Genomic DNA, 25,350 nt, shown 5'->3' on the forward strand with positions numbered 1-25,350 from the left:
ATCAAAATGAGTCGTGGTTTAGTTAAACTTTTTATTTACCTCATGGTTTTTACAGTGAGCTTGCCATTGTGGGCGCAAAACACTATTAATAGTGTGCGTGTCTGGCCATCCCCTGATAGCACCCGGGTGGTGTTTGATCTCGACGATAAACCCGATTTCAGCTACTTTATGCTAAAAAATCCAAGCCGTTTAGTGGTTGATTTAGAAAACACTGATGAGTTGAAAACATTGCCAGGTGTGCCACCAAAACACCAAATTGTTAGTAAGTTACGTTACTCGAAACCTAAAAATAAACACAGCGTGCGTTTAGTGTTTGAATTAAATGGGCCAGTTAAACCGGTTATATTTGCACTAGCCCCCACAGGCCCTTATAAAAATAGATTGGTGGTAGATTTATACGATAAAAGCCAAGCTAAAGGTGCAATTACCCCTGCGCAAACGGCGGCTAAAAAACGCCAATTAAGCCAAGAGCGCGATATTGTAATTGCTATTGATGCAGGGCATGGCGGTGAAGACCCTGGATCCATTGGCCCGTCAGGCACTTACGAAAAAGACATTACACTGCAAATTGCCAAGCGTTTAGAGCGGATGATTGATGCTGAGCGAGGCATGATTTCGCGTATGGTTCGCAGTGGCGATTACTTTGTAAAACTCAATACACGTACCAACCGCGCACGTCAGAAAAAAGCAGACTTTTTTGTTTCTATTCATGCAGATGCGTTTACCAGCCCTGGGCCAAAAGGTGCTTCTGTATGGGTGTTGTCGCTGCGACGTGCCAATTCAGAAATTGGTAAATGGATTGAGGATAAAGAAAAACACTCTGAGTTACTTGGCGGTGCTGCCGATGTAATTAAAGATGCTGCAAATGAAAAGTACTTAGCGCAAGCCTTGCTTGATATGTCGATGGATCACTCCATGAAAACCGGCTTAAACGTGGCTGAGGAAGTAGTTAAAGAGCTACGAAAGGTGGCTAAACTTCATAAAAAAGAGCCGCAACATGCCAGCCTTGCAGTATTAAAGTCGCCAGATATTCCGTCTATTTTGGTTGAAACTGGGTTTATCTCTAATCCACGTGAAGAGCGACTGCTTAAAAGTGCCAATCATCAAGAGCGCTTAGCTAAAGCCATGTTTACCTCAATTAAAAATTACTATTTACGTAACCCGCCTGACGACTCACTGTTTGCGTCATTAAAGTCTCAATACCCAACAAAACATAAAGTACGTCCTGGTGAGTCACTGAGCATGTTGGCAGGTCGATATGGCGTGAGTATCAGTAAAATAAAACAAGTTAATAAGCTCAGTTCAAATACGCTATTTATTGGTCAGGAACTTGATATTCCTCAGAGTTAATTTTAAAAGCGCACACATTTAAGGTTGTTATGAGTATTGAAATATTACCTGCGCGCTTAGCAAACCAAATTGCGGCGGGTGAAGTTGTTGAGCGTCCCGCATCGGTGGTTAAAGAGTTAGTAGAAAACAGCCTTGATGCAGGCGCGACACGTATTCAAATAGATATTGAACGCGGGGGCCACAAGTTAATTCGTATTCGCGACAATGGAGCGGGTATTGCAAAGGATGAGCTCACATTAGCGCTCTCTCGCCATGCAACCAGTAAACTAAAGTCCTTAGACGACCTAGAAAATATTTGTTCTCTTGGTTTTAGGGGGGAAGCCTTAGCATCTATTAGTTCGGTATCTCGCTTAACCTTAAGCTCTAAACCGGAAAATCAAGAAGCTGCGTGGCAAGCCTTTGCACAAGGCCGAGATATGGCCGTAGAGGTAAAGCCGGTTGCTCACCCTAGCGGTACCACAATTGAAGTTAAAGATTTATTTTTTAACACCCCAGCGAGACGTAAGTTTTTACGCACTGAAAAAACCGAATTTAGTCATATTGATGAGCTTATTAAGCGTATTGCGCTGAGCCGTTTTGATGTATCAATTACATTAACCCATAATGAAAAAGTGGTGCGCCAGTATCGCGCTAAAGCTGATCCCGCTCAAGCGATTACACGAGTCGCACAAGTGGCGGGTAAAGCGTTTGCTGAGCAAGGATTGCATATTCAATCGGGTGAGACTGGGTTGCAACTACACGGTTGGGTATTGCCAGTTGGATCGGCTAATACTACTCAGTATACCTATGTAAATAATCGTATGATGCGCGACAAACTTATTCTGCATGCTATTCGTCAAGCATTTGAAGAGGTCAGTGGCGAGCAAGAACTTCCCGGATTTGTGATTTACATTGATATAGACCCACGCCAAGTGGATGTTAACGTGCACCCGGCAAAGCATGAGGTACGTTTTCATCAAGGTCGTTTGGTACATGACTTTATTTTACAAGCTATCAAACAAGTTGTGGTGCCACTTCAAGCTGAGTTTGTTAATTCGCCAGCCGCTCACACGCATCAATCACCGGTTACATCGTTTAACCAAGAACACACGACCAATAGTGAACTTTTTGATTATCCTAAGTCGTCATTACAACCAAGTCATTCGCCATCTACAAGTAATGCCTCTTATAGTGGCAGTCGTCAAGGTGCGGGTAGACAGGTGCGTATTGAAAGCCAAAATTACCATGATGTGAATGCGTTTTATCAGGGCGTGAATGAGCAACAAGCGCAGCACTTTGATACTGCGGCAGCATTTGTACAATCTAATGAGACGCAAGTATCAGATACAGCACTGCGCACTGTCGATATAATAAGCATTGAAAAGGGCGTTTGCGTGTTCAATAATGAAAATCAACTTTATTGTTCACACTTTAAATACACATTAGCGGATGATTGGCATACACAAATAAAAGAGCACGGCAGCCTTGAAGGTAAAGCACTTCTATTGCCTGTGCGTGTTAACGTATCAAAACAAGACACGGCGCTTCTTGCTGCTCAGCAGTCTTGGTTTACCTTACTAGGTTTTGAGTTATTAATAGAAAAGCAGTTTATTATGGTAAAGAAGCTGCCTACAAGTCTGTACTTATTAGATGTAAGTGCTGCAATAGGTGCATTGCTTGAGGGATGTAAGGCTCAGTTAGCAAGTATTGATGAATGGCTACAATGGCAGGTAAATATAATTCCCGCACGGTTCTATGCGAGCAATGTCTTTTTAGAGCAGCAAGCGCGCTTACAAAATAATCCGCAAACAATTGAACGCTTGCGAGAAAAAGCAGTTAAAATAGATCTAAACTCTTATCTAACGCAATTTAATTAAGGTATTCGTGTTGAGTAATTTACCGGTCATATTTTTAATGGGCCCAACCGCTGCTGGTAAAACAGCATTGGCAATTTCACTGTGTGAGTATTTAAATACTGAGATTATTAGCGTTGATTCTGCGCTTGTTTATAAAGGTATGGATATTGGTACGGCTAAGCCTGATGCCGACGAATTAGCTCGTGCCCCACATCATTTAATTGACTTACTTGATCCGAGTGAAACGTATTCGGTTGCTGATTTTAGACGTGATGCTATAGAAAAAATTGATAAATTTCATCAACAAGGTAAAGTGCCTGTATTGGTTGGAGGTACAATGATGTACTTCAAAGCGCTAATTGATGGGTTGTCGCCATTACCTGAGGCCGATGCAAACGTTAGAGCCGAACTAGAAATACAAGCTAAAGAGCATGGCTGGCCTTATTTATACAAAGAGCTGGTTAAAGTTGATCCGCAAGCCGCACAAAAGATGAGTGAAAATGATTCGCAGCGAATTAATCGTGCTTTGGAAGTTTACCGTATAACAGGTAAAACGATGACTGAATTGCAAAAGCAAAAGCAGCCAGCATTACCCTATACTTTTCATCAATTTGCAATTGCACCCGATGATCGCAGTGAATTACATCATCGAATTGAAGAAAGGTTTAAAATAATGATTGAACAGGGGTTTGAAAAAGAAGTTTCGACCCTATATCTACGTGAGGATTTACATCCCAATATGCCTTCTATTCGTTGTGTAGGTTATAGACAGATGTGGGATTACCTTGCGGGTGAAATTGATCATGATGAAATGATTTTTCGCGGCATTGCAGCCACACGTCAATTGGCTAAACGCCAATTAACGTGGTTAAGAAGCTGGCCTGATGTTACATGGTTAACAACAGGTGATGAAGAAAACTTGCATCGTGTAGTAAGTTCGCTAAGCTAGTAGTAGTTGGACAAAATTTATCTTTGTTAAATCAGTTCAGCCACTTAATTATAATAACACCTAGAACGAAGGAATAATAACATGGCAAAAGGCCAATCGTTACAAGACCCATTTTTAAATGCACTACGCCGTGAGCGCATTCCAGTATCAATTTTTTTGGTAAATGGCATAAAATTACAAGGTAAAATTCAGTCATTTGACCAATTTGTAATTTTACTGGAAAACACTGTTAACCAAATGGTGTATAAACATGCAATTTCTACAGTTGTACCTGCACGCGCAGTCAACTTCCAAGGTGTTCAGGGAAATGAAGACACTGAAGAACCTGAAGCTGGAAACTTTTAAATTAGGAGCGTAATGCTTGTTTGACCGCTATGAATCTGGCGAACAGGCAATTTTAGTCCATATCGACTTACCTAAAGAGGGGGATCGTGAAGATCTCCACGAATTAGAAATGTTGGTATCTTCTGCTGGTGTTAGTAGTTTGGCGGTTGTGCAAGGCAGCCGTCAAGCACCACATCCGAAGCTATTTGTCGGTACCGGCAAAGCAGAAGAAATAGCTGAAATTGTCAAAATCCACAATGCCGATGTTGTCATTTTTAACCATCAGTTAAGTCCGTCTCAAGAACGTAATTTAGAGCGTGTTTGCCAATGTCGGGTGCTTGATAGAACCACACTTATCCTTGATATTTTTGCTCAGCGCGCACGTACTCACGAAGGTAAACTTCAAGTTGAGTTAGCGCAGCTTCGTCATATGTCGACTCGTTTAATCCGAGGTTGGACCCACCTTGAACGCCAAAAAGGCGGTATTGGTTTACGTGGTCCTGGTGAAACGCAGTTAGAAACCGATCGACGTTTATTACGTGCACGTATTAAAAATATACGCGCCCGTTTGGCTAAAGTTGGCGTACAACGTGAGCAAGGTAGACGAGCACGTACTCGTAATGAGATCCCAACGGTTTCTTTAGTGGGTTATACTAATGCGGGTAAATCAACCTTATTTAACCGTATTACAAATTCTGATGTGTATGCCGCTGATCAGTTGTTTGCAACACTAGACCCAACCTTACGCAAATTAGATATTGGCGATGTTGGTTCGGTTATTTTAGCGGATACTGTAGGGTTTATTCGCCACTTACCGCATGACTTAGTGGCTGCATTTAAAGCAACGCTGACAGAAACGCGAGAGGCTGATTTACAATTACACGTGATAGATGTAGCCGACCCTCGTCGAAAAGAAAATATTGAACAGGTACAAGAAGTACTCAAAGAAATTGAAGCTGATGATGTACCGCAATTACTTGTATACAACAAAATTGATGCGCTGGATGATGTAACCCCACGTATTGATCGCGATGACGAAGGCCAACCTATAAGGATATGGTTATCAGCAAAAACAGGTGAAGGTTGCGAGCTGCTAAGTGAGGCTATTAGTGACCTACTAGCTAAAAAGATGTTGAGTGAAACTTTAATACTGGCTCCTCAGTATGGACGTTTAAGAGCATCTTTATTTAACTTAAGTGCAGTACATAACGAACGTTTTGATGAGCAAGGTAATTGGTTGCTAGATGTGCGATTACCTATGATTGAGTGGAATCGTTTGATTAAAGATTTTGGCCCAGAGATTGAAAGTTTTATTAGCTGCGACTAAAAACTGAAAGATTAATGTCGGTTTTAGTATAAGAAATGCATAAGATTTGTTAGATTTAACACAATTTCCGAATTTATTTAGATAACAATGGAGTATAGCTATGGCCTGGAATGAACCGGGTAATAATGGCAATGACAAAGATCCGTGGAATAACAAAGGCGGACGTGATCAAGGCCCACCTGATTTAGACGAGGTGTTCCGTAAATTCAGTAACAAGTTTAACGGCTTATTTGGCGGTAAAAAATCCGGCAATGGTAGCGGCGGTGGACTTGGCGGAGCCGGTATTTCATTTGTACTTATTATCGCTGCCATTGTGTGGGCGTTAAGCGGTATTTATACGGTGAAAGAAGCTGAACGCGGTGTCGTTCTTCAATTTGGTAAGTTTGACCGAATTGCAGATCCAGGCTTGCGTTGGAAAATGACCTTTGTTGAGACGGTTATTCCAGTCGATATCGAAGCTGTTCGTTCGTTATCAGCATCAGGTTTTATGCTAACTGAAGATGAAAACGTAGTAAGCGTTGAGTTTGAAGTACAGTATCGAGTAATCGACCCATACTTATACAAGTTTAGTGTCACTAACGCTGACAGCAGCCTTGAAGAAGCATTAGATAGTGCGCTGCGTTATGTTGTTGGCCATTCAAAAATGGACCAAGTACTGACTAACGGCCGTGAAGTTGTGCGTCAAAATACCTGGGATGAGCTAAATCAAATCATTGAACCTTATAATTTAGGTTTAATCGTAACTGACGTTAACTTCAAGGATTCACGTCCGCCAATGGAAGTTAAAGATGCGTTTGATGATGCAATTGCAGCCCAAGAGGATGAACAACGCTTTATTCGTGAAGCCGAAGCGTATGCCCGTGAAATTGAACCGCGTGCGCGTGGTCAAGTAACGCGTATGACGCAAGAGGCTGAAGGTTACCAAGAGCGTATTACTTTAGAAGCGCAAGGTGAAGTGGCTCGTTTTGAGAAATTACTTCCAGAATACCAAGCAGCTAAAGAAGTAACACGCGAGCGTTTATACATAGACGCAATGCAAGAAGTATTAGGTAATAGCTCTAAAATATTGGTTGACGTTAAGGGCGGTAACAACATGATGTATTTACCACTTGATAAAATCATGGAAAAACAGGGTTCATCAACACGCGTTGCTTTACCTAGCTCAAGCGATATTAACGATTTACGTAACAAGGTAAATACGTCACGTAACAGCACTGTTAATAGTGGTAATGATCGCTTTAACAATGATCGCTTCAACGACGGGAGATAAGCATAATGAAAAACTTTAGTTTAGTAATCCTATTAGCTGCCATTGTAATGTGTTTCTCGTCAGTATTTGTGGTTTCTGAAGGCCAAAAGGCGATTGTACTTTTATTTAGTAAAGTACAAAAAGACAGCGATGATCAAGCGGTAGTTTATGGTCCAGGTCTACATCTAAAAGTGCCATTTTTTAGCCAAGTGCGCCGCATTGATGCGCGTATTCAAACGCTAGATGGCACACCGGATCGCTTTGTAACTAGCGAGAAAAAAGACTTAATTGTTGATTCGTTTGTAAAATGGCGTGTTAACGACTTTAGCTCTTTTTACCTGCGTGCACGTGGTGATAAGCAATACGCTGAAACACTGCTTAAGCAAAAAGTAAATAATGGCCTACGTACTAACTTTGGTACTCGTACTATTCGTGAAATTGTATCGGGTGAACGTAGCGAGCTGATGGAAGAAGCGTTAGTACAAGCCTCTGAAAGTGCTAGTGAGCTGGGTATTGAAGTACTTGATGTGCGTGTTAAGCAAATTAACTTACCTCAAGAGGTGAGTAGCTCTATTTACCAACGTATGCGTGCTGAGCGTACTGCCGTTGCTAAAGAGCACCGCTCTGAAGGTCAGGAAAAAGCAGAAACGATTCGTGCAGGTGTTGACCGCCGTGTAACAGTAATGCTTGCTGATGCAGAACGTAATGCGCGTTCTGTTCGTGGTCAAGGCGATGCTGATGCTGCTGCGATTTACGCTAGTGCTTATAATAAAGACCCTGAGTTCTTTAGCTTTGTTCGCTCTTTAGAAGCTTACAAGCAAACTTTCAAAGGAAAGCAAGACGTGATGGTGTTATCACCGGATAGCGACTTCTTCCAATACATGAAAGGCGCGAAAGCTCAGTAATCACAGCTTTAGTTAAATTTAAAAAGCCCTGCAATTGCAGGGCTTTTTGTTATCTGAATTTTAAGTTTATAAATGACTGTTATTTATGTGATTATTAGCTAAACACTGATGTTTACTAAGGGCACGAGGAAAAAATAAGCTAAACGGGGTGAACATTGCTTTAGTTTTCTGGTAAAATCTCGTCCTAATTTTCTCTAAGTGAATTTGCAATGGGTAAAAACGTTGTTGTACTAGGCACCCAATGGGGTGACGAAGGTAAGGGTAAGGTAGTTGACCTCCTTACAGATAAAGCATCTTTAGTAGTTCGTTATCAAGGTGGTCATAACGCTGGCCATACCTTAGTGATCGACGGTGAAAAGACAGTTCTACACCTTATTCCATCGGGTGTATTACGTGACAATGTTAAATGTGTGATTGGTAATGGTGTTGTTTTATCACCAGAAGCGCTAATGAAAGAAATTGGCATGCTTGAAGAGCGTGGCGTACCAGTACGCGAACGTCTTTTAATCAGTGAAGCATGTCCGCTAATATTGCCTTTCCATGTTGCATTAGATGTAGCTCGCGAAACAGCGCGTGGCGATAAACCAATCGGTACAACGGGTCGTGGTATCGGTCCAGCGTATGAAGATAAAGTAGCACGTCGTGGTTTACGTGTTGGCGATTTATTCAATCCTGAATTATTTGCTACTAAGTTAAAAGAAGTATTGGAATACCACAACTTCACATTAGTTAACTACTACAAAGTAGATGCAGTAGATTTTCAAAAAACGTTTGATGACGCAATGGCTGTTGCTGACATCTTAAAAGCAATGGTAGTTGATGTAACTGAGCTTTTAGATCAAACGCGTAAAGCCGGTGACAACATCTTATTTGAAGGTGCACAAGGTACATTACTTGATATCGATCACGGTACTTATCCTTATGTTACATCTTCAAACACTACTGCTGGTGGCGTTGCTACAGGTGCGGGTTTTGGCCCATTACACCTTGATTATGTACTAGGTATCATTAAAGCGTACACAACACGTGTAGGTTCAGGTCCTTTTCCTACAGAGCTTTACGATGGCCTTGAAAAACAAGACCCAGTAGGTAAGCATTTAGGTGACAAAGGTCATGAGTTTGGTGCTACTACTGGTCGTTTACGTCGTACTGGCTGGTTAGATGCAGTGGCTATGCGCCGTGCAGTTCAAATTAACAGCATTTCAGGTTTTTGTTTAACTAAACTTGACGTTCTAGACGGTTTAGAAACACTTAAAATCTGTACTGGTTATAAGCTTGAAGATGGTACTGTGACTAACGTTACGCCATTAGCGGCTGAAGGTTACGATAAAGTAACACCAGTATACGAAGAAATGCCTGGTTGGTCTGAAAATACCGTGGGTGTAACATCGCTTGAAGGTTTACCTAAAGCAGCAATTGATTACATTAAACGTATTGAAGAAATCACGGGCGTCCCTGTTGATATTATCTCTACAGGTCCAGATCGTGTTGAAACCATGATACTTCGTAGCCCATTTGCATAATTGGGTTTATGTTGAAAAGAAGCTGCCATGTGCAGCTTTTTTTTATGCCTATAAAAAAGCACACCTATTAATAGTGGAACGATCTTTGTATATTATTTGGTAAGTTTATTTTTAAAGTGGTTAATATGCGTTTATCTTCTCGTTGCTCAGTGTGGTCATTATCACTACTTACACTTTCTTTATTTAATATAAGCAATAGCTTAGCTGAAGAAAGCCCTGCAGCTGTGCCGCTGTATACCGAATCTGAGTTAATAGCTTTAATTAATGAGAACACTCATCTAGCCCGCGTGAAGGCAGATAATTGCCAGTTAGTGCAAGATATAGAAGCACGAGCCAATAAAATGGCATTGCCGTCGTATCAATTTTTATACGGTGATATGCTTGCCTACAAGGTGTGTGTTGAGCGTGATGTAGCTCTAGGTGTGTATTACATGAAAAAAGCGGCTGAGCAGGGCTTAGCGGCAGCATTAGAGCAACTAGGTCGCTACTACGACGTTGGGCAGTTGGTCCAAAAAGACAAAACCATGGCAATAACCTACTTACGTGAGGCGTCAGCGCAAGGCAATTTAAAAGCGCAGTTACGATTAGTTGGTTTGTTTAATCAAGGTTATGGTAGTCCAAGAGATTTTGAAGATGCTTATCGTTGGTTGTTTAACACCACGGTAGCTGATAAAGCGACACATAAAAAAATAGAGCGAGCATTAACTAAACTTGCTGAAAAAATGCCAGCCAGTGTCGTTACCCGCGCGCGCTTACCTATGTAACCTAAACTCTAGCTAGAGAAAATAAACCTAATTATGACTATGATTTAATATGTTAGTAAATCTTTTAATCAGAGTTCAGGTTTGTAAATAAAAAAGCGAGAGTGCTTTTTTAGCACTCTCGCTTTTTAGTTATTACTCGTCTTTTTTATTGTCTTTGGCTTTGTTATTGGCCGGATCTTTTAATAGCGATATTTTAGGCGGTTGCAATGCAACTACTCGTTCACCCTCTTGTGGTGGCTTTTCCATATCACTGGTAAAAGGTCTTATTTTCACTGGTGCGTCTTCATCACTGTCTTTATCCCCTTTGAGAATAAACAGTGGGATCGCTTCAGGATTCATTTCTAAATACTGCTGCCAGCTAAATTCTTCAGATATTCGCGTTGCACTCACTTTGCCGCCTTTGGCTATCACGCTACTTAAACGAGCATATGCGCCGTTCTCACCAAACAGAATTTGTCGTGATAAGAACGTTGCACTGTCTTTATTTGCTTTGGCGTGCGAAGAAGAGGAACGTAGTGAAAATACATTTTTTTCATTTAATAAATGAGAGAAGTACTGCACCCCTAATGCGTTGTGGTGGCGATTAGGTGAAAGCGCTAAAACACTGCGAATCGTGGTTAAAGGTAAATAACGTTCAGCATGCTCCGATTGCGGGTTACCGTAATAACAAGGCAGGCCATCCATACGCGCCATTCTACAGTTCTCCCAAGCAGGATCTGATAGATGAACAGGAATATTTTGCTCTTTTAAGCCACGTGCAATTGCACGCGATACATGGTTTGCACCAATGATTAAAATAGTATTAGGGGATGGTTGACGCACTCCAAGTAGTTTCGCAACAGGGATAGCCGTTAAGCTTTGCAGTACCACAGTAACAATAATAACAGTAAATATGAGTGGCACCATTTTTTCGGCATCGGCCACTCCCGCTTCCATCATACTCAGCGCAAATACTGAACCAACGGCTGCTGCAACAATACCGCGAGGTGCAATCCAAGCAAGTACTAGGCGCGATTTCATCGGTAAGTCTGTACCAAAGGTTGAAATAGCAATACACAATGGGCGGGCGATAAATAGCACAATAGCTAAAAATATAAATACGTCGCTGTCGAGCATCATTAAATCAGAGAGTTGTAGTCTTGCGGCCAATAAAATAAATAAAGTCGAGATTAAAATCATCGACAAATCTTCTTTAAACTCGAGTACCGAATCTATTTCCAAGTCATCTTGATTAGCTAACCAAATGCCAAACACCGTCACAGCCAGTAAGCCTGACTCATGGCTTATGTGGTTTGAAATAGAAAAGCTAATTAACACTAACGCTAAAATACCAAACTTATGTAGCTCAAATGGCAGCCATTCTCGGCGCATTAGTTGCGTCGTGATCCAACCCGAAACCACACCAATACTTAAACCAACGCCAACGGTTTTAACCAGTGCAACGATAGTGTGGCTAAGTACTTCACCCTGACCAACCAGCATTACGGCTTCAAACACTAGTACTGCAAATAAAGCGCCAATGGGGTCTATTACTATGCCTTCCCAGCGTAAAATACGATCGATATCCTGGGTAGGTCGCATCGAGTTAAGTAATGGAGCAATAACGGTTGGCCCCGTAACAACAAGCACTGCGCCAAGTACTGCAGCAACTCGCCAATTTAACTCGAGTAACCAATAGGCGCTAAAACTAATAACAATACAAGTTGTAAGCATACCAATAGAGCAGAGGTTTCTGACGACTTTACTGATCCCTTTAAGTTCTCGAAAATGTAAGGTTAAGGACCCTTCAAATAAAATCACAGCGACACTCAAAGAGACCACAGGAAAAAGTAAATCACCTAATAATGCATCAGGGTCTAATACGCCACTAAATGGCCCTAATAAAAGCCCTGTAAGCAATAAAAACAGAATAGCGGGTACTCTAAACGCCCAAGCGACCCATTGGGCTAACACTGAACACAGTGCAATACCGGCTATATAAATTGCTGACATAGAGTAAAAACTCCTTAATTTTAATAATGTTTAAAAGTATAACGGTTACCAACCAGTAATACAGTGGGTATACACGTGTAAATTAAATTTAGCTAATAAATAATGTTTATTTATTTAGTGTTAACGTCTTTTGTGAGAGTGTTATCAAAGTTATAGTCTCTATAATTACTATTTATAGTAGTCTAACTTCATGATATCTATTGCAAAATGTGCATGCCTTGTCTGTTATGACCTATTTAGCTTTAATTTTAGCCTTGATCTAAGCGGCTATTTTAACGTATTATACTTCGTGTTCGAATAATTAGTTATCTAATAAAGTTTGTTGTTTAAGTAAGTAAACGTGTTAGATATAAACATCTTAACTCTCTTAGTGATTGTTTCAGCGATGTTTTATAATGTTCGAACATCAAATATCATTTACCGAACTCTTTGGTATAGTTTTGCTCAAGGTGTTTATTTGCTTAACGCATATAAATTAAAGTTTGAGTTGAACTATTACCTTTCAATATTTAATCCCCATCGTGGCGGTTAAATCTCGGTCCTTAAGTCATCACCCTATCTGTTGGTGTACCAGACTTAAGAGGCTCTATGTATGTTGTTAATAAAAAAGCCGCACACAGCTTTTTACAGCGATACATAAACAACACTTTATATTTTTTTAGTTAGTACAATCCAATTTTATTGGGTTAATACTATTTATTTTTTGCATCTCAATTTAAAACAATGGTTTTAGAGACGGTGTACGCGTGTGTAAAAAAAGTGTGGGCAATGATAAACAAATTCGACGTTATGTTTTAAACATAGCGACCTGGTTTCATTCATCTATGTGATGAATACAAATTAAATGGAAAGTTGAGCACTTATGCAAAAGTTAAATTGGCGACGTATCGTACTTAAAGTGGGCAGTGCCTTAATTGCACCCGATCAAGATGGCTGTCGTTCACGTTATTTATTAACCATCGCACAGTTTATTGTTCACTGTCGCGCACGTGGTATAGAGGTTATTTTAGTGTCATCAGGCTCTGTAGCGGCAGGCTCGCATTTATTTCCATCAGAGAAGCCGCGCTCAGTTGTTATGAAAAAAGCGATGGCTGCAGCAGGGCAAACAGAAATGATGGCCATGTGGGATCGTTTCTTTGATTTTCCATCAGCACAGCTATTATTAACTCATGGTGATTTACGTGACCGTGAGCGTTACCAGAGTATCCGTGAAACCGTATTTACCTTGTTAGAACACGGCGTGCTACCTATCATTAATGAAAATGATGCGGTGACAACAGATGATTTAAAAGTGGGTGATAACGATAACTTATCAGCGATGGTGGCAGCTGCCGCTGACGCTGACGCATTAATGATTTTCTCGGATGTAGATGGGCTGTACGACAAAAATCCAAATCTGCATGACGATGCCGTATTATTGCCTGAAATAAAATCAATTGATGATTCTATTTATGCTATGGCAGGATGTGCTACCAGTGCAGTAGGCACCGGTGGAATGAAAACCAAGATTGAAGCGGCAGAAAAAGCCACATCACATGGTATTGCAACGTATATTATTAATGGCTTTAAAGAAGAAACCTTTACTCGTTTATTAGCGGGCGAAAATCCAGGTAGTGTGTTCTTGCCTTATGAAAAACCAATGCAAGACTCTATTCACTGGATGACACATACCGCAAATGAACAAGGTGAAGTGGTTGTCGATGGGTCATTTGATGATTCGCTAGAAGGCGAAGACGGCTGTTTACGAGGCGATGAGATCAAGGAAGTACATGGCGAGTTTGCTGTGGGCGATACTATCTTAGTTCGCAGTGAAGATGGTACGCGTTTAGCTAAAGCCACAGCAAATTACAGTAGCTGCTTGTTAAACTTTATTGCAGACAACGAGCAGAGTGAATTCAGCGAAAAAATGCAGGATTCAATTGGACCAATTATTTCAGAAAAAGATATCGCATTATTGGAGAAGTCATGAGTTTAATTACGGATATATCACGCCAAGCAGCAAAAGCTGCACATACACTTGCTTTACTCGATACCGAGACTAAAAACAACGTGTTAACCGATATGGCAGCGGCATTAAGAGATCAAAAAGAATTTATAATCAAAGAAAATGAAAGTGACCTAAGCGCTGCGCGTGACAATAATTTAGCAGCGTCAATGATAGACCGTTTAACATTGAATGATGAGCGCATTGAAGCGATGGCTGAAGGTATCGAAGTGATTGTTTCACTTGATGATCCGGTTGGCCAGTTACGTGATATCACTGAACGTCCAAATGGCATTAAAATTCGAAAAATGCGTGTACCACTGGGCGTGGTATGTATGATTTACGAAGCACGACCTAATGTAACGGCTGACGCGGGTGCATTGTGCTTTAAGTCGGGTAATGGTGTTATTTTGCGCGGTGGTAAAGAAGCGCTTAAAAGCTCACAAGCCATTGCTAGTGTAATGCACAGCGTGCTTACTAAACATGGTTTGCCAACGGCGCTAATTTCAGTTATTCCAGATCCTGACCGTGCTTTACTAATGGAATTAATGCAGCAACGCGACAGTATTGATTTAATTATCCCACGTGGCGGTGAAGGGCTTATTAACTATGTAACAGAAAACAGTACAATTCCTGTTATTCAGCACTTTAAAGGCGTGTGTCATTTATACGTAGATAAAGATGCAGACTTAGAAGTGGCACTCAATCTACTACTTAACGGTAAAACTCAACGTACTGGCGTATGTAATGCCTTAGAAGGGTTAGTAGTACACCAAGATGTTGCTGATGAGTTTTTAAACCTGTGCGCGGTAGTGCTTCGCCAAGAAGGCGTAAAAATAAATGCCGATGCCAAAGCGGCTGAGTATTTTGATAATGTCACTGTGCTTGCAGATAACGAATTTGGTGAAGAATATTTAGATTTAGAAATTGCTATTCGTATAGTGCCAAGCTTTGATGCAGCCGTTGAGCACATTGCTCAATTTGGCTCAAATCATACCGAAGTTATCTGTACTAAAAACGATGCTGCGGCAGAGTTATTCCAACGTAGTGTGGATGCATCGGTTGTTATGGTTAATGCGTCATCACGTTTCTCTGATGGCTCACAACTAGGTTTAGGCGCCGAGATTGGTATTGCAACGACTAAGTTGCATGCTTATGGTCCAATGGGGCTTGAGTCACTAACGACTGAGAAATATTTAGTTAATGGTGTTGGTCAAGTTCGCGAATAACTTACCCAACCTAATAAACGATAAAAATGCCGGGCTTTTGCTCGGCATTTTTGATCTCGATTTAGCAAAATCAAACAACTAAGCAAACATAAAGATTAAAACAGGGCAAAAAATTATTAACAGAGAAATTTATTTAGAATATAAAAATAAGGATATTACTTAGGGGAGAGAGTAGGAAAGTGGTGGAGCTAAGCAGGATCGAACTGCTGACCTCCTGCGTGCAAGGCAGGCGCTCTCCCAGCTGAGCTATAGCCCCACATTCCTAATTTACATACAATGTAAATGCTTAAGTGCTGAGTCTCAAGCGGGGTGAACTTTAAATATTTTTACGTTTTTGGTCAAGTATTTTTTCACAAATTTTTCCGTTTTAACTAATTTTTGTTAAACTCGAGCTAAATATTTACTAAAACGACAATACATAATGAAAAAATACGCGTTAGTTTTCATGATTTTCCTTTTTGGTTGTGCCAGTTCAGTAGATGAACCGCCCTACGAAATTAATAATAAACAATTTTATGACACCCTTGATGAGCAAGGTAACAAGCTTTTTGCTTATGTGGTTTCTGTAAAGGCTAAAAGTCGTGAGCAAATTAATATTAATAAAAAACTAACCCGCAATGATGTTCAGCGTTTTGCTGAGCAAGAGCATTTTGAAGAGTCGAGTGTTTTAAAATTACAATTAGAAGATCAAGCGGTAGAGTTTCTTAATAAAGAACTAGCACAGCGTAACTATTGTGCAGATAAGCATGAAATAAACGAAGTACTATGGCGTGATTTAAGTGTGCAATTAAGAGGGCGTTGTTTGTAATATGTTAGCGGATAAACAAAAACTAGCGGCAGTGTTAACCCAACTAAATATAGAATATGACGTAATAGAACATCCAGCGCTACATGGCAGTTTAGATGCCGATGAACTGATGGTAAATCGCCCAGGAACACGTTTAAAAAACCTATTTTTGCGAGACAATGAAGGTAAGCGTCATTTTTTAGTGATCACCGCGCATGATAAACAGTTGGATTTAAAGTCACTTGCCAAACAGCAAGGGCTATCGCGCTTAGGCTTTGCCTCTAATGAGCGCTTGGCTAAGTACTTAAAGGTTGCACCGGGTTGCGTGTCAATGCTCAGCTTAATGAACGACAAACAGCGTGATGTAACGCTTTGGCTTGATCAAGATATTTGGTTTGGCGATTTATTTCATTGCCACCCGTTTGAAAATACCCAAACATGGTTATTAACTAAGCCTGATTTACTGCGTTTTTTTGACTTTACTGAGCATCAGCCGCGGGTGATGTTTTTGCCATCGCGTTGAGCCCACAAAATAAGCCCCAGTCCACACAAACATACAGCGAGTAATGTTGCCATAAACGCCGTTTGTCCATGAGTTTGATAAACCACCCCTGGTAATAACGAGCCCATTGCGCCGCCGCTGTAATAAAATGATACATAGCACCCGTTGGTAACGCTTGGCGGTGCGTGACTGATTTTATTAACCAGTGGTGCCGCTGTGGAATGAATCACAAACATAGCGCCGCAAAAGAGTGTGAATGCAATTAAAAACAACAACAGTGAATGACTCATTAATAACACAATACTGAGGTTATAAAACACGAATACCGCGGCCAACAATCGCCAGGCTGAAGTCATTTTTTTTAATAGCCAAGGAGTGAAAATAGAAGCCAAAGCACCCACCAAATAGCCACTATAAACAAAGCCAATGTCGCGCGTGTTATTAATTAAAAAGGTATTTTTTAAAATAAAAGGCAAGTAGTTTAATAATGCTGCAAAGCAAAAAAACATACAAAAAATGGCACCATAGAGCTTAAGTGCAGAGCCCTCTTTAAGTTGTTTTATATAATCTAATGGCGATAAAACCTCGGTTGATTTAACGAGATTAAAACGTTTATGGGGAATACTTAACGCTAGAATAATCAGCATGGCTGCTATTAGGTAATAAAAACTCTGCCACGACCAAACATCGCTAAAGAGCGCAGCCAATACACGACCAAAATAACCACCGACAATCGTACTACCTATATATAGCGTCATATTTTTTTGTAATGTATCTGCTTGATAGCTCATACCAATAAAGCTGGTCATGGCAGTCAATGCTGCAGGTAAAGTCAGTCCTTGTAAAAACCTTACCAGTAGAAGTAATTCAAAACTCGGGGCATAAATAAATAAGATACAACCGACACCCAGTAACAACATAGCGAAGCGTAATGTCAATAAAGGGTTTCGCTTAGCTAAAAACAGTCCATACACTAAAGGGGCAATAGCTAAAGGCAGCATAGTGGCCGTCATTAAGCTGCCTGCAACAGCAGGAGCAACATTAAATTCAGTAGCAAATAAACTTAATAATGGCTGTGGTGCGTATAAAACAAAAAAAATGAAAACTGAACAGATGAGTAGGTGAGGTAAGCGCATTAACTGCCATATACATTGCTTATTAGTTGAGCTGCATTATATACAAAACTGCTTGGGTTTTCATAAATTAACCTTTATTGCGCTAAATCATGCTTTGTTTTCAGTAGTTTGTTAGATTAATACCAATAGCGCTGTTATTTACGCTCGTTGGTGATTAAAATAGCATTAATATTCGTTTTTAGTGGGAACACGCCATGGGGTCACTACAAGAGCAATTGCTCCAAGCTGGTTTAACAACATCACATAAAGCTAAAGTTGCTAAATCAGAAAAGCGCAAGCAACAGAAAAAGCAAAAGAAGGGAGCGACGAGCAACCCGAACGATTTACAAAAGCATATTCAGCAAACTAAGTTGGAGCAGCAGCAAAAAGCTGAAGAGCTCAATAAAGCGCGCCAAGAAGAATTAAAGCAGCGCGAGCAAGTCGCCCGTGTTAAGCAAATTTTAGAGCATCATAATCAAGAGTCAATTCGCGGTGAGCGTACCTTTAACTTCACTTATGAAAATAAAGTGAAAGGGCTTGATGTGAATGAGCAAACGCAAAAGGCGCTCTCGGGCGGGCGTTTAGCTATTTGTGTGTTAGAAGGTCAGTTTTACGTATTAGAAGATGAGCCTGCGCGTAAAGTGGCTGAGGTGGATGAAAAGTATATTGTGTTTCATGTTGAGCCTGAAAATAAAGCCAAAGATGAAGACGATCCGTATGCTGATTTTGAAGTGCCAGACGATCTTATTTGGTAAGCCTATTAAGTATCTGCTCAGTTAAAGCAAGCTAGTATGTGTTTTATGAGGGATACACGTATTTGTTCTGATTGATCGTCAAACCTTACCAAGGACGTATGCTTTTTAAAGATTTATTGACTACAATAATCTCAACCGTTTTTTTTAACCGTAAAAAGAAGAGTAAATACAATGAGCAAGATAAAAACACTTTTATTAGGGGCGGGTATTGGTTTAGCCGCAAGTTTTTCATTTTCAGCAGCCGCTGCAGATGGCGCTGCACTTTACACAGCTAAAAATTGTCAAACATGTCATGGTGCAGAAGGTAAAGCACCTATTATGGCGATGTACCCTAAACTAAATGGTCAAAACAAAGAATATTTAGTAGCGCAAATGAAAGACATCAAGTCAGGCGCTCGTAACAACGGTATGTCTATGGCGATGAAAGCGATGGTTGCGACTGTGACTGATGAAGAATTTGAAGCGATTGCCGATTACCTATCAAAAGTACAATAACCGTTAACGCTAATTAAAAAGAGCCACACCTATGTGTGGCTTTTTTATTTGGTGATTGCCATCATGCTAATACTCATTTAGACTTCTAAACATCTACAATCACTAGCGCTATGCTGTGTTTTAAAAGGCTTGTTATGTTTGATTTACCCCAGCTCAATTTAAAAAATAAAGTATCAGAACAAGAGTGGCAACTACGTGTTGATTTAGCCGCATGTTATCGATTAGTTGACCATTTTCGTTGGGGGGATTTAATTTATACGCACCTTTCTGCTCGCCTACCGGGCACTGATCATTATTTAGTGAATGCCTTTGGCTTAACGTTTGATGAGATCACTGCATCTAACTTAGTCAAAGTAGATTTAAATGGCCGCATTATTGACGATACACCCTTTAATATTAACCCTGCAGGGTTCACTATTCACAGTGCCATTCACGAAGTACGTGAGGATGCCCATTGCGTTATACACCTGCACACCAAAGAAACGATTGCGGTTGCAACACAAAAAGAAGGGCTGTTACCGCTAAGTCAGTATTCGATGTTTTCATTGCCGTCTCTGTCTTACCATGGCTATGAAGGTTTAGCGGTGAATGGCGATGAGCGTAAACGCCTGCAAACAGATTTAGGCACCACCAATCATATGCTATTGGTCAACCACGGCGGTTTAACAGTAGGCCCAACGGTAGGCGATGCGTTTATGCGCTTTTATGACCTTCAGCGTGCCTGTGAAATACAGTTAGCCATTCAATCAAGTGCGCAAGAAGCGACTGCTGTGCCTCAAGCTATTATTGATAACATTTATAACCAAGCGAACGTCGTTCACAGCGGCAGTACAGGGGGCCAGCTAGCATGGCCTGCCATGTTACGAAAAGCGTATCGTCTTGATCCTAGTTTTGCAAAATAACCCACTGAAGGGTAATAAGGAATTTTTATGAAAGTAAATCGCGTTGAAGTCTTTGATATTCATTGCCCTGATCGTCCTGCATGGACGCCGGTATTTGTTCGAATTCATACCGATGAAGGTATTAGCGGTGTGGGTGAAGCAGGTCTTGCATACGATTTAGGCCACAGTGCAGCTGCTGCGATGATCAAAGAAATGGCCGATGCCTTTTTAATTGGCCATGACCCGTTTCAAACTGAAAAACTATGGTCGCGCATGTTACGTGAAAGTTTTTGGGGTCTAGGCGGTGGGCCGGTGGTTTACGCAGCAATGAGTGCGATTGATACGGCACTTTGGGATATAAAAGGTAAAGCATTAGGTTTACCGGTTTATCAGTTGCTTGGCGGTAAAGTTAACGACAAGCTGCGTACTTATGCATCACAGCTGCAGTTTGACTGGGACAGTGAATTTAAAGCGCTGGTACAGCCACAAGAATATGCCGAAGCGGCACTAAAAGCGGTGGCGGAAGGTTACGATGCGGTGAAAGTCGATCCAATTCAATACGATAAAGACGGTAACACCTATTACGACCGCACAAATATTATTTCTCGCCCAGAGATGAAACTATACCGCGCACGTATGCAGGCTATTCGAGAGGCCGTGGGTGACGAAGTAGATATTATTTTTGAATGTCATAGCTTACCAGGAGCGACATCGGCAATTCAAATTGGTGAAATTGCAGAAGAATTTGACTGTATGTATTTTGAAGAGCCGGTGAATTACTTAAACCATTCATTACATGCAAAAGTGGCTGACAAAGTGGCTGTGCCTATTGCAGGCGGCGAGCGCTTGTATAACCGCTGGGGTGTACGTCCTTATTTAGAAGATCAAAGTATTGATGTACTACAGCCAGATATCGGCTTATGTGGTGGCTTTACCGAAACTAAAAAAGTATGTGATTACGCTGATATTTTTGATGTGCGTATTCAGGCACACGTATGTGGAGGGCCGGTTGCAACGGCGGCATCATTGCACTTAGAAACAGCGATCCCTAACTTTTTAATTCACGAGCATCATACTTACGCGATTAAAAAGTGGAATAGAGAGCTATGCTTACAAGATCCACAACCTAAAAATGGTTTTTTTGAAGTATCTGAAGAACCAGGTCTTGGGATTGAGCTTAACGATGAAATTGTAATGCGCTCACAACGCGTAGAAATAAAATAGTTTACTCTGTTGAGAAATAGCCGGTAAGTGAGTTGTCACTTACCGGCTTTTTTATCGCTGTGGGTTTATTTTACAAAGTACTTGTTTTAGTTCGATGGTTGCTTTGCTATCAAAATGGCGAACAAAACAGCGCTCTCCCTTAATCATCAGTTCAAACTGATCCGGCATATTAAGCTGCTTGCCCATAATCGGATTTCCCTGAGGGTCTTTGTGATTAAGTTGCTCAAGGGTAACTGTGCTTGAGGTTACAAAAACATCGTCGGTTAATTGAACCTGTGAGCTATGTAGCAGTTGCGTAATCGCATCGGCTACTTTAGCGCTATTGGGCTCAATTAGTAACGCATGCTGTAGCTTAGGTGTGGGTTCTGAGCTTTGCGCTAAGCAACCCGTTAACCCTAATGTCGCTGCAGTCATGCTTATTGCTAATAATATGTTCATTGCTTATCTCATGTTATCACTAAGAATAATATTTTGTTGTAGCATGGTTTGAACTCGCATATCTTTTACTTCTGGCATATCGGTGGCGATAGTGGGCGCAAAACCAAGAACACTATTTATTGAGCTTGGGGCAGGGCAACTGCCGTTTTCTCTATAGCTCAGCGCTGTACTTAATAAGCTTTCACTAGCATCACCTAAGCGCTTAGTAAAATCATCGGCAACAGCACACCCAGCAATACGAACCGGTTGTCGTGCGTCATCAATGGTATTTTGCGGTGCAAAGCCATCTGAATATTCACCAAAACCTTTGTTATTTTCGCCAGTAAATTGAATAGTAAAATAAGTGGTGTCGCAGTTGTCGGTAGGGTAAAAACCATACGGTTTACCACAGGTGCCTGCGCCTATCTGAATAATTTCAACATCTGCTCCGCGTAGCCCGTTAATGATAGCCTCACTAGCCGAGCAGGTACTGCTGGTGGTAAGTACAAATACCCGTTCTAAGTTTAAGGTGGGTAACGGCGTGCCCGCTACAATTGCAGGATTATTTTCAAAGCCGACAAAACGATTTGTAAAAGGCATCGGCGTCAGTGCTTGGCCTGTGACGGGGTTGGTATTAGGGAATTTATCATTAAATATGGTCCGTTCAAATATTTTACCTTGCGTGTTACTGCCCCCCACCATGTAGCCTACTTGGCTAGCCATTTGTAATAACCCACCCCCGTTATAGCGCAGGTCAATGACTAAATCTTTAATGCTACTGGCAGCGAGTTGGTTAAAGGCGTTGTAAAGCTGTGTTTCGGCTATGGCGTTGTGGCTATTAAATTGAAAATAACCAACATCACCAGCGGCTAAATCGGTACGAACATTCATTACTGGTTGCGATTCGATGTTTTGAGACGTGAGCGTAACAATGCGATTTTCATTAGTGCTGATATCCCTAAATACAAATTCGGTAACTTTACCCGTTTGCTCGGGGAATAAACCTGCATTAATAATACCTACCTCGCTCGATGAGGTGGTGTTAATAAAATCAACGCCATCAACTTCTAAAAGCTCAAAACCACGAATAATATTTTGATTACTAGCTGGGGTATTTGGTTCGGTGTAGCTAACAATTGCTTGGCGTGGCGCGCTACCGGCAATTATTTTTATATTAAAGCCATAACCAAAGCTTAGGCCGGATTGATTTTGTCTTTGCCACTCATCGGTCGGCAAACTAAAGTGAAAGTTATCTTTTTTCGCACCTGACTCAGTCAGTTGCTCCGTTTTTAAAGTATTAAAGTAATCAATAATCCCTGACGTTAATGCAGGGTTGGTATCAATAATTTCGTCATACCATAGGTAGGTTTCGTTACTCCAAGAGCGTAGCCAGTTTTTTTCATTAATTGCTTGGCATTGACCTTTAAATTGCCCTGAACTGGCAAATACACCTGAGGTCCAGCCGCTATTATCAGTTGTTGGGTTGGTCGCATTGTCGCTACCTCCACCACCACAACCTGTTAATAAAGCGGCTAGTGAAAAAGGGAGTAATGTGTATTTAAGAGAAGATGAATTAAAAATGGCCATACGCATGCTCGTTTTTTAAACTGTTGAGCTAAATATAGCGGTTTTCATTTAGAGTTGATAGAGGCTTGCAGCATTTTTGTAACTCAAATATTGCCATGTAAGATCGTCGCTACACAGGCTGCGATAATGTTGCCATAACTCGTTGTAGTTAATATTAATTTGGCACACGGGGAAGTTGCTAGCAAACATCACTCTTTGCATACCAAAATGCTTTAAAATATGTTTAAAACATTGGTTTTGCTGCTCGCTATTAAGCATGAGTAATTCAAAACCTGAAAACTTAATCGCAACATTAGGCTGTTTTGCAAGTAGTTCAATTGCAGTTGCCCAGTTTGCAAGGTTGTGTGCAAGCCCTGCGTGATTAATGATTATTTGTAAGCCACTAACTTTGTTGGCATAAGAAATGAGCCGCTCAGTGATGTTGAGGTTTTCTACTTCAAATTGGGCTTCAAAATGCAGCTTTAATTGGCTCAAGTGTCGCAGGTTATCGAGACAATGAGGGCTCAATAAGCGCTCGGCATCATGACCTTCAGTGATATCTCTAATGCCTACAAGAGAGTGATGATCTAGCTGCTGAAGTGCTAGTTTAAATGCGTTATTTGGCTGGTTAATTGTTGCAAAGCTAATTGCTTTATAAGGTATATTTTTAATATGTTTGGCTAACCAGTTTAATTCTTTAACTGGCTGGTTATTATCAAACCCAGCTTCTATGTGCACTAAACCTGCGAGTTCAAAGTTAGTACTTTTGATCAGTTCAGCAACGCTGATGGGCTGCTTTATTTTATCTAAGTTAGACCAAGCTGGTGGGTTCGCACCTTGTAGCCAGGTGTATTGACCCTCCGGCAAATTAAAAAAGTGCAGATGCGGGTCAATAATTTTAGTACTCATTGTGCTGTGTAGCCACCATCAATACGTTGTAAGCTACCAGTAATAAAGCTGGCATCTGCACTTACTAAAAAGCTTACCAGTGCAGCAACTTCATCGGCTTGACCTAAACGGTTGAGCGGTTGTAATGCGGCTTCTTCGGCAACAATATCGGCTTTGTTAGCACCACTTCTTTTACAATATGCATCAATTGCATTATGAAATAACGGCGTTTCTATGGTGCCAGGGCACACTGCATTAGCGCGAATATTAAAGCTTGCGTAATCCAAGGCGGTGGTTTTAGCCATTGAAGCCAATGCGTGCTTAGTTAAGTTATAAGCAAATGAGTTTTGTTTGCCTATAATGGCCTGATCTGAGGCAATTAACACAATAGCGCCATCTTGCTGTGCTTTCATAGTTGGTAATACGCTTTGTATAGCCGCGTACGCACCTTTAACATTCAGTGCCATTAACGCATCGAATGTCGCTTCATCGGTGTGCTCAATTGTGGCACTTAGATGCTTACCAGCGTTTGAAACAAGTACATCAATACGTTGTGTTTTTTCAATAATAGCCTGTATACACTGGCGTACGGCGGTTACATCACTAACATCACATTGATGAAAAACACCACTCTCACTTGGCTCAATATCTAAGTTATGAACCTGATAGCCGTTAGTTAATAATCGCTGTACCACAGCAAAGCCAATGCCTTTAGAGCCACCGGTTACTATTGCAACTTTTGACATACTTGCTCCTCTAATTAGCAATTAATGTGCGTGGCCGCAACCACCTTCAGCATGAACGTGGCCATGAGAGATTTCTTCGCTTGTTGCTTCACGAACTGATACAACCTCAACATCAAAGGTCAGCGTTTTACCAGCAAATGGGTGGTTTAAATCACAATCAGCATTAAAGCGGCCTACTTTTACGATAGTCACTTGATGGCGACCCTGATTTGATTGCACCATTGCAGTCATACCTGGCTTCCACACTTTTACATCGCCTTGTAAATGCTTAAGCGGAATGCGCTGAATTAAATCATCAACACGCTCGCCGTATGATTCACTTGGAGATAACGTTACGCTAAATTTATCACCAGCAGTTTTACCTTCAAGTGCGGTTTCTAAACCGGGTAGCATGCCTTCGCTGCCGTGAATGTAACTTAATGGCGCGTCGTTAAGGCTACTTTCTATTTGTTCACCGGCTTCGCTAAGGGTGTAATGAAATTCAACGGCCGAATTTTTACTGATTTGCATGCATGTCTCTTTAAGATTTAAATAAATTAAAAA

Annotated in this window: 24 protein-coding genes and 1 tRNA gene; 17 read left to right on the forward strand and 8 right to left on the reverse strand. The window is 41.0% G+C overall.

The window, feature by feature from the left end:
* Nucleotides 1-6 precede the first annotated feature (6 nt).
* The 9 genes from AAEY57_RS09195 (at nucleotide 7) to AAEY57_RS09235 (ending at nucleotide 10,226) form a co-directional block, all read left to right on the forward strand.
* Nucleotides 7-1,350 carry an N-acetylmuramoyl-L-alanine amidase gene (locus AAEY57_RS09195; RefSeq protein ID WP_350607575.1) on the forward strand — a complete coding sequence of 448 codons (1,344 nt, stop codon included), beginning with the start codon at nucleotides 7-9 and terminating at the stop codon, nucleotides 1,348-1,350.
* Nucleotides 1,351-1,379: 29 nt separating this feature from the next.
* The gene (mutL, locus tag AAEY57_RS09200) at nucleotides 1,380-3,206 is read left to right on the forward strand and encodes a DNA mismatch repair endonuclease MutL (protein WP_138765205.1); all 1,827 of its coding nucleotides are present in this window, start codon (nucleotides 1,380-1,382) and stop codon (nucleotides 3,204-3,206) included.
* Between the two features lie 10 nt (nucleotides 3,207-3,216).
* Nucleotides 3,217-4,134 (forward strand): tRNA (adenosine(37)-N6)-dimethylallyltransferase MiaA, encoded by a 918-nt coding sequence (miaA, locus tag AAEY57_RS09205; protein ID WP_138765204.1) that lies wholly within the window; start codon nucleotides 3,217-3,219, stop codon nucleotides 4,132-4,134.
* A gap of 81 nt (nucleotides 4,135-4,215) precedes the next feature.
* Nucleotides 4,216-4,479 (forward strand): RNA chaperone Hfq, encoded by a 264-nt coding sequence (gene hfq / locus AAEY57_RS09210; RefSeq protein ID WP_013466026.1) that lies wholly within the window; start codon nucleotides 4,216-4,218, stop codon nucleotides 4,477-4,479.
* 16 nt (nucleotides 4,480-4,495) lie between these two features.
* Nucleotides 4,496-5,785, forward strand: a complete 1,290-nt coding sequence (hflX, locus tag AAEY57_RS09215) for a ribosome rescue GTPase HflX (protein WP_138765203.1) — start codon at nucleotides 4,496-4,498, stop codon at nucleotides 5,783-5,785.
* A gap of 100 nt (nucleotides 5,786-5,885) precedes the next feature.
* Entirely contained in the window at nucleotides 5,886-7,055 is a 1,170-nt protein-coding gene (gene hflK, locus AAEY57_RS09220; protein ID WP_013466024.1) for an FtsH protease activity modulator HflK, read from the forward strand.
* 5 nt (nucleotides 7,056-7,060) lie between these two features.
* Entirely contained in the window at nucleotides 7,061-7,939 is an 879-nt protein-coding gene (hflC, locus tag AAEY57_RS09225) for a protease modulator HflC (RefSeq protein ID WP_013466023.1), read from the forward strand.
* A gap of 209 nt (nucleotides 7,940-8,148) precedes the next feature.
* Entirely contained in the window at nucleotides 8,149-9,462 is a 1,314-nt protein-coding gene (locus tag AAEY57_RS09230; RefSeq protein ID WP_024601937.1) for an adenylosuccinate synthase, read from the forward strand.
* A 125-nt stretch (nucleotides 9,463-9,587) separates the two neighbouring features.
* Entirely contained in the window at nucleotides 9,588-10,226 is a 639-nt protein-coding gene (locus AAEY57_RS09235; RefSeq protein ID WP_054202658.1) for a tetratricopeptide repeat protein, read from the forward strand.
* A 132-nt stretch (nucleotides 10,227-10,358) separates the two neighbouring features.
* Here AAEY57_RS09235 and AAEY57_RS09240 read toward each other — a convergent pair whose 3' ends face one another.
* On the reverse strand, nucleotides 10,359-12,218 hold the full coding sequence (locus AAEY57_RS09240) for a cation:proton antiporter (RefSeq protein WP_076921855.1): 1,860 nt from the start codon (nucleotides 12,216-12,218) through the stop codon (nucleotides 10,359-10,361).
* A gap of 862 nt (nucleotides 12,219-13,080) precedes the next feature.
* Here AAEY57_RS09240 and proB point away from each other — a divergent pair.
* A complete protein-coding gene (proB, locus tag AAEY57_RS09245; RefSeq protein WP_013466019.1) occupies nucleotides 13,081-14,187 on the forward strand; it encodes a glutamate 5-kinase in 1,107 nt (368 codons plus the stop codon).
* Entirely contained in the window at nucleotides 14,184-15,431 is a 1,248-nt protein-coding gene (locus AAEY57_RS09250; RefSeq protein ID WP_076921856.1) for a glutamate-5-semialdehyde dehydrogenase, read from the forward strand. Before proB ends, AAEY57_RS09250 begins: the two co-directional genes overlap by 4 nt.
* A 180-nt stretch (nucleotides 15,432-15,611) precedes the next feature.
* Here AAEY57_RS09250 and AAEY57_RS09255 read toward each other — a convergent pair.
* Nucleotides 15,612-15,687 (reverse strand) — tRNA-Ala (locus AAEY57_RS09255).
* Nucleotides 15,688-15,852: 165 nt separating this feature from the next.
* Here AAEY57_RS09255 and AAEY57_RS09260 point away from each other — a divergent pair.
* Nucleotides 15,853-16,239, forward strand: a complete 387-nt coding sequence (locus AAEY57_RS09260; protein ID WP_350607582.1) for a hypothetical protein — start codon at nucleotides 15,853-15,855, stop codon at nucleotides 16,237-16,239.
* 1 nt (nucleotide 16,240) lies between these two features.
* On the forward strand, nucleotides 16,241-16,741 hold the full coding sequence (locus AAEY57_RS09265) for a prolyl-tRNA synthetase associated domain-containing protein (protein WP_013466016.1): 501 nt from the start codon (nucleotides 16,241-16,243) through the stop codon (nucleotides 16,739-16,741).
* Here AAEY57_RS09265 and AAEY57_RS09270 read toward each other — a convergent pair.
* Complete coding sequence (locus tag AAEY57_RS09270) at nucleotides 16,708-17,856, reverse strand: MFS transporter (RefSeq protein WP_350607584.1); 1,149 nt, start codon at nucleotides 17,854-17,856, stop codon at nucleotides 16,708-16,710. The two genes, AAEY57_RS09265 and AAEY57_RS09270, sit on opposite strands and share 34 nt — an antisense overlap.
* A gap of 194 nt (nucleotides 17,857-18,050) precedes the next feature.
* On the opposite strand from AAEY57_RS09270, the gene AAEY57_RS09275 reads away from it, so the two are divergent.
* The 4 genes from AAEY57_RS09275 (at nucleotide 18,051) to AAEY57_RS09290 (ending at nucleotide 21,190) form a co-directional block, all read left to right on the forward strand.
* Nucleotides 18,051-18,590 (forward strand): DUF2058 domain-containing protein, encoded by a 540-nt coding sequence (locus AAEY57_RS09275; RefSeq protein ID WP_010391699.1) that lies wholly within the window; start codon nucleotides 18,051-18,053, stop codon nucleotides 18,588-18,590.
* A 171-nt stretch (nucleotides 18,591-18,761) separates the two neighbouring features.
* Nucleotides 18,762-19,085: a c-type cytochrome gene (locus tag AAEY57_RS09280; RefSeq protein WP_010391700.1), complete on the forward strand. Its 324-nt coding sequence runs from the start codon at nucleotides 18,762-18,764 to the stop codon at nucleotides 19,083-19,085.
* A gap of 134 nt (nucleotides 19,086-19,219) precedes the next feature.
* Nucleotides 19,220-19,987: a class II aldolase/adducin family protein gene (locus AAEY57_RS09285; protein WP_350607587.1), complete on the forward strand. Its 768-nt coding sequence runs from the start codon at nucleotides 19,220-19,222 to the stop codon at nucleotides 19,985-19,987.
* Between the two features lie 27 nt (nucleotides 19,988-20,014).
* The gene (locus AAEY57_RS09290; RefSeq protein WP_010391702.1) at nucleotides 20,015-21,190 is read left to right on the forward strand and encodes a mandelate racemase/muconate lactonizing enzyme family protein; all 1,176 of its coding nucleotides are present in this window, start codon (nucleotides 20,015-20,017) and stop codon (nucleotides 21,188-21,190) included.
* A 51-nt stretch (nucleotides 21,191-21,241) separates the two neighbouring features.
* On the opposite strand, the gene AAEY57_RS09295 is transcribed toward AAEY57_RS09290, so the two are convergent.
* The 5 genes from AAEY57_RS09295 to AAEY57_RS09315 are packed head-to-tail and all read right to left on the reverse strand — an operon-like array spanning nucleotide 21,242 to nucleotide 25,317.
* Nucleotides 21,242-21,628, reverse strand: a complete 387-nt coding sequence (locus AAEY57_RS09295) for a hypothetical protein (protein ID WP_350607590.1) — start codon at nucleotides 21,626-21,628, stop codon at nucleotides 21,242-21,244.
* Nucleotides 21,629-21,631: 3 nt separating this feature from the next.
* The gene (locus tag AAEY57_RS09300) at nucleotides 21,632-23,194 is read right to left on the reverse strand and encodes a S41 family peptidase (protein ID WP_350607592.1); all 1,563 of its coding nucleotides are present in this window, start codon (nucleotides 23,192-23,194) and stop codon (nucleotides 21,632-21,634) included.
* Between the two features lie 48 nt (nucleotides 23,195-23,242).
* Entirely contained in the window at nucleotides 23,243-24,082 is an 840-nt protein-coding gene (locus AAEY57_RS09305) for an amidohydrolase family protein (protein WP_350607595.1), read from the reverse strand.
* The gene (locus AAEY57_RS09310; protein WP_010391710.1) at nucleotides 24,079-24,807 is read right to left on the reverse strand and encodes an SDR family NAD(P)-dependent oxidoreductase; all 729 of its coding nucleotides are present in this window, start codon (nucleotides 24,805-24,807) and stop codon (nucleotides 24,079-24,081) included. The genes AAEY57_RS09305 and AAEY57_RS09310 overlap by 4 nt, the downstream gene beginning before the upstream one ends.
* Nucleotides 24,808-24,828: 21 nt before the next feature.
* Entirely contained in the window at nucleotides 24,829-25,317 is a 489-nt protein-coding gene (locus tag AAEY57_RS09315) for an FKBP-type peptidyl-prolyl cis-trans isomerase (RefSeq protein ID WP_054202647.1), read from the reverse strand.
* Between the last annotated feature and the right edge of the window lie 33 nt (nucleotides 25,318-25,350).

This window comes from Pseudoalteromonas sp. MER144-MNA-CIBAN-0113 (assembly GCF_040308965.1).
GTDB classification, from domain to species: Bacteria; Pseudomonadota; Gammaproteobacteria; order Enterobacterales; family Alteromonadaceae; genus Pseudoalteromonas; species Pseudoalteromonas tetraodonis.

Coding starts and splice junctions, on each gene's coding strand:
- AAEY57_RS09195 (WP_350607575.1), top strand. CDS start 7: ATGAGTCGTGGTTTAGTTAAACTTTTTATTTACCTCATGGTTTTTACA.
- mutL (WP_138765205.1), top strand. CDS start 1,380: ATGAGTATTGAAATATTACCTGCGCGCTTAGCAAACCAAATTGCGGCG.
- hfq (WP_013466026.1), top strand. CDS start 4,216: ATGGCAAAAGGCCAATCGTTACAAGACCCATTTTTAAATGCACTACGC.
- hflK (WP_013466024.1), top strand. CDS start 5,886: ATGGCCTGGAATGAACCGGGTAATAATGGCAATGACAAAGATCCGTGG.
- hflC (WP_013466023.1), top strand. CDS start 7,061: ATGAAAAACTTTAGTTTAGTAATCCTATTAGCTGCCATTGTAATGTGT.
- AAEY57_RS09230 (WP_024601937.1), top strand. CDS start 8,149: ATGGGTAAAAACGTTGTTGTACTAGGCACCCAATGGGGTGACGAAGGT.
- AAEY57_RS09235 (WP_054202658.1), top strand. CDS start 9,588: ATGCGTTTATCTTCTCGTTGCTCAGTGTGGTCATTATCACTACTTACA.
- AAEY57_RS09240 (WP_076921855.1), bottom strand. CDS start 12,218: ATGTCAGCAATTTATATAGCCGGTATTGCACTGTGTTCAGTGTTAGCC.
- proB (WP_013466019.1), top strand. CDS start 13,081: ATGCAAAAGTTAAATTGGCGACGTATCGTACTTAAAGTGGGCAGTGCC.
- AAEY57_RS09250 (WP_076921856.1), top strand. CDS start 14,184: ATGAGTTTAATTACGGATATATCACGCCAAGCAGCAAAAGCTGCACAT.
- AAEY57_RS09260 (WP_350607582.1), top strand. CDS start 15,853: ATGAAAAAATACGCGTTAGTTTTCATGATTTTCCTTTTTGGTTGTGCC.
- AAEY57_RS09265 (WP_013466016.1), top strand. CDS start 16,241: ATGTTAGCGGATAAACAAAAACTAGCGGCAGTGTTAACCCAACTAAAT.
- AAEY57_RS09270 (WP_350607584.1), bottom strand. CDS start 17,856: ATGCGCTTACCTCACCTACTCATCTGTTCAGTTTTCATTTTTTTTGTT.
- AAEY57_RS09275 (WP_010391699.1), top strand. CDS start 18,051: ATGGGGTCACTACAAGAGCAATTGCTCCAAGCTGGTTTAACAACATCA.
- AAEY57_RS09280 (WP_010391700.1), top strand. CDS start 18,762: ATGAGCAAGATAAAAACACTTTTATTAGGGGCGGGTATTGGTTTAGCC.
- AAEY57_RS09285 (WP_350607587.1), top strand. CDS start 19,220: ATGTTTGATTTACCCCAGCTCAATTTAAAAAATAAAGTATCAGAACAA.
- AAEY57_RS09290 (WP_010391702.1), top strand. CDS start 20,015: ATGAAAGTAAATCGCGTTGAAGTCTTTGATATTCATTGCCCTGATCGT.
- AAEY57_RS09295 (WP_350607590.1), bottom strand. CDS start 21,628: ATGAACATATTATTAGCAATAAGCATGACTGCAGCGACATTAGGGTTA.
- AAEY57_RS09300 (WP_350607592.1), bottom strand. CDS start 23,194: ATGGCCATTTTTAATTCATCTTCTCTTAAATACACATTACTCCCTTTT.
- AAEY57_RS09305 (WP_350607595.1), bottom strand. CDS start 24,082: ATGAGTACTAAAATTATTGACCCGCATCTGCACTTTTTTAATTTGCCG.
- AAEY57_RS09310 (WP_010391710.1), bottom strand. CDS start 24,807: ATGTCAAAAGTTGCAATAGTAACCGGTGGCTCTAAAGGCATTGGCTTT.
- AAEY57_RS09315 (WP_054202647.1), bottom strand. CDS start 25,317: ATGCAAATCAGTAAAAATTCGGCCGTTGAATTTCATTACACCCTTAGC.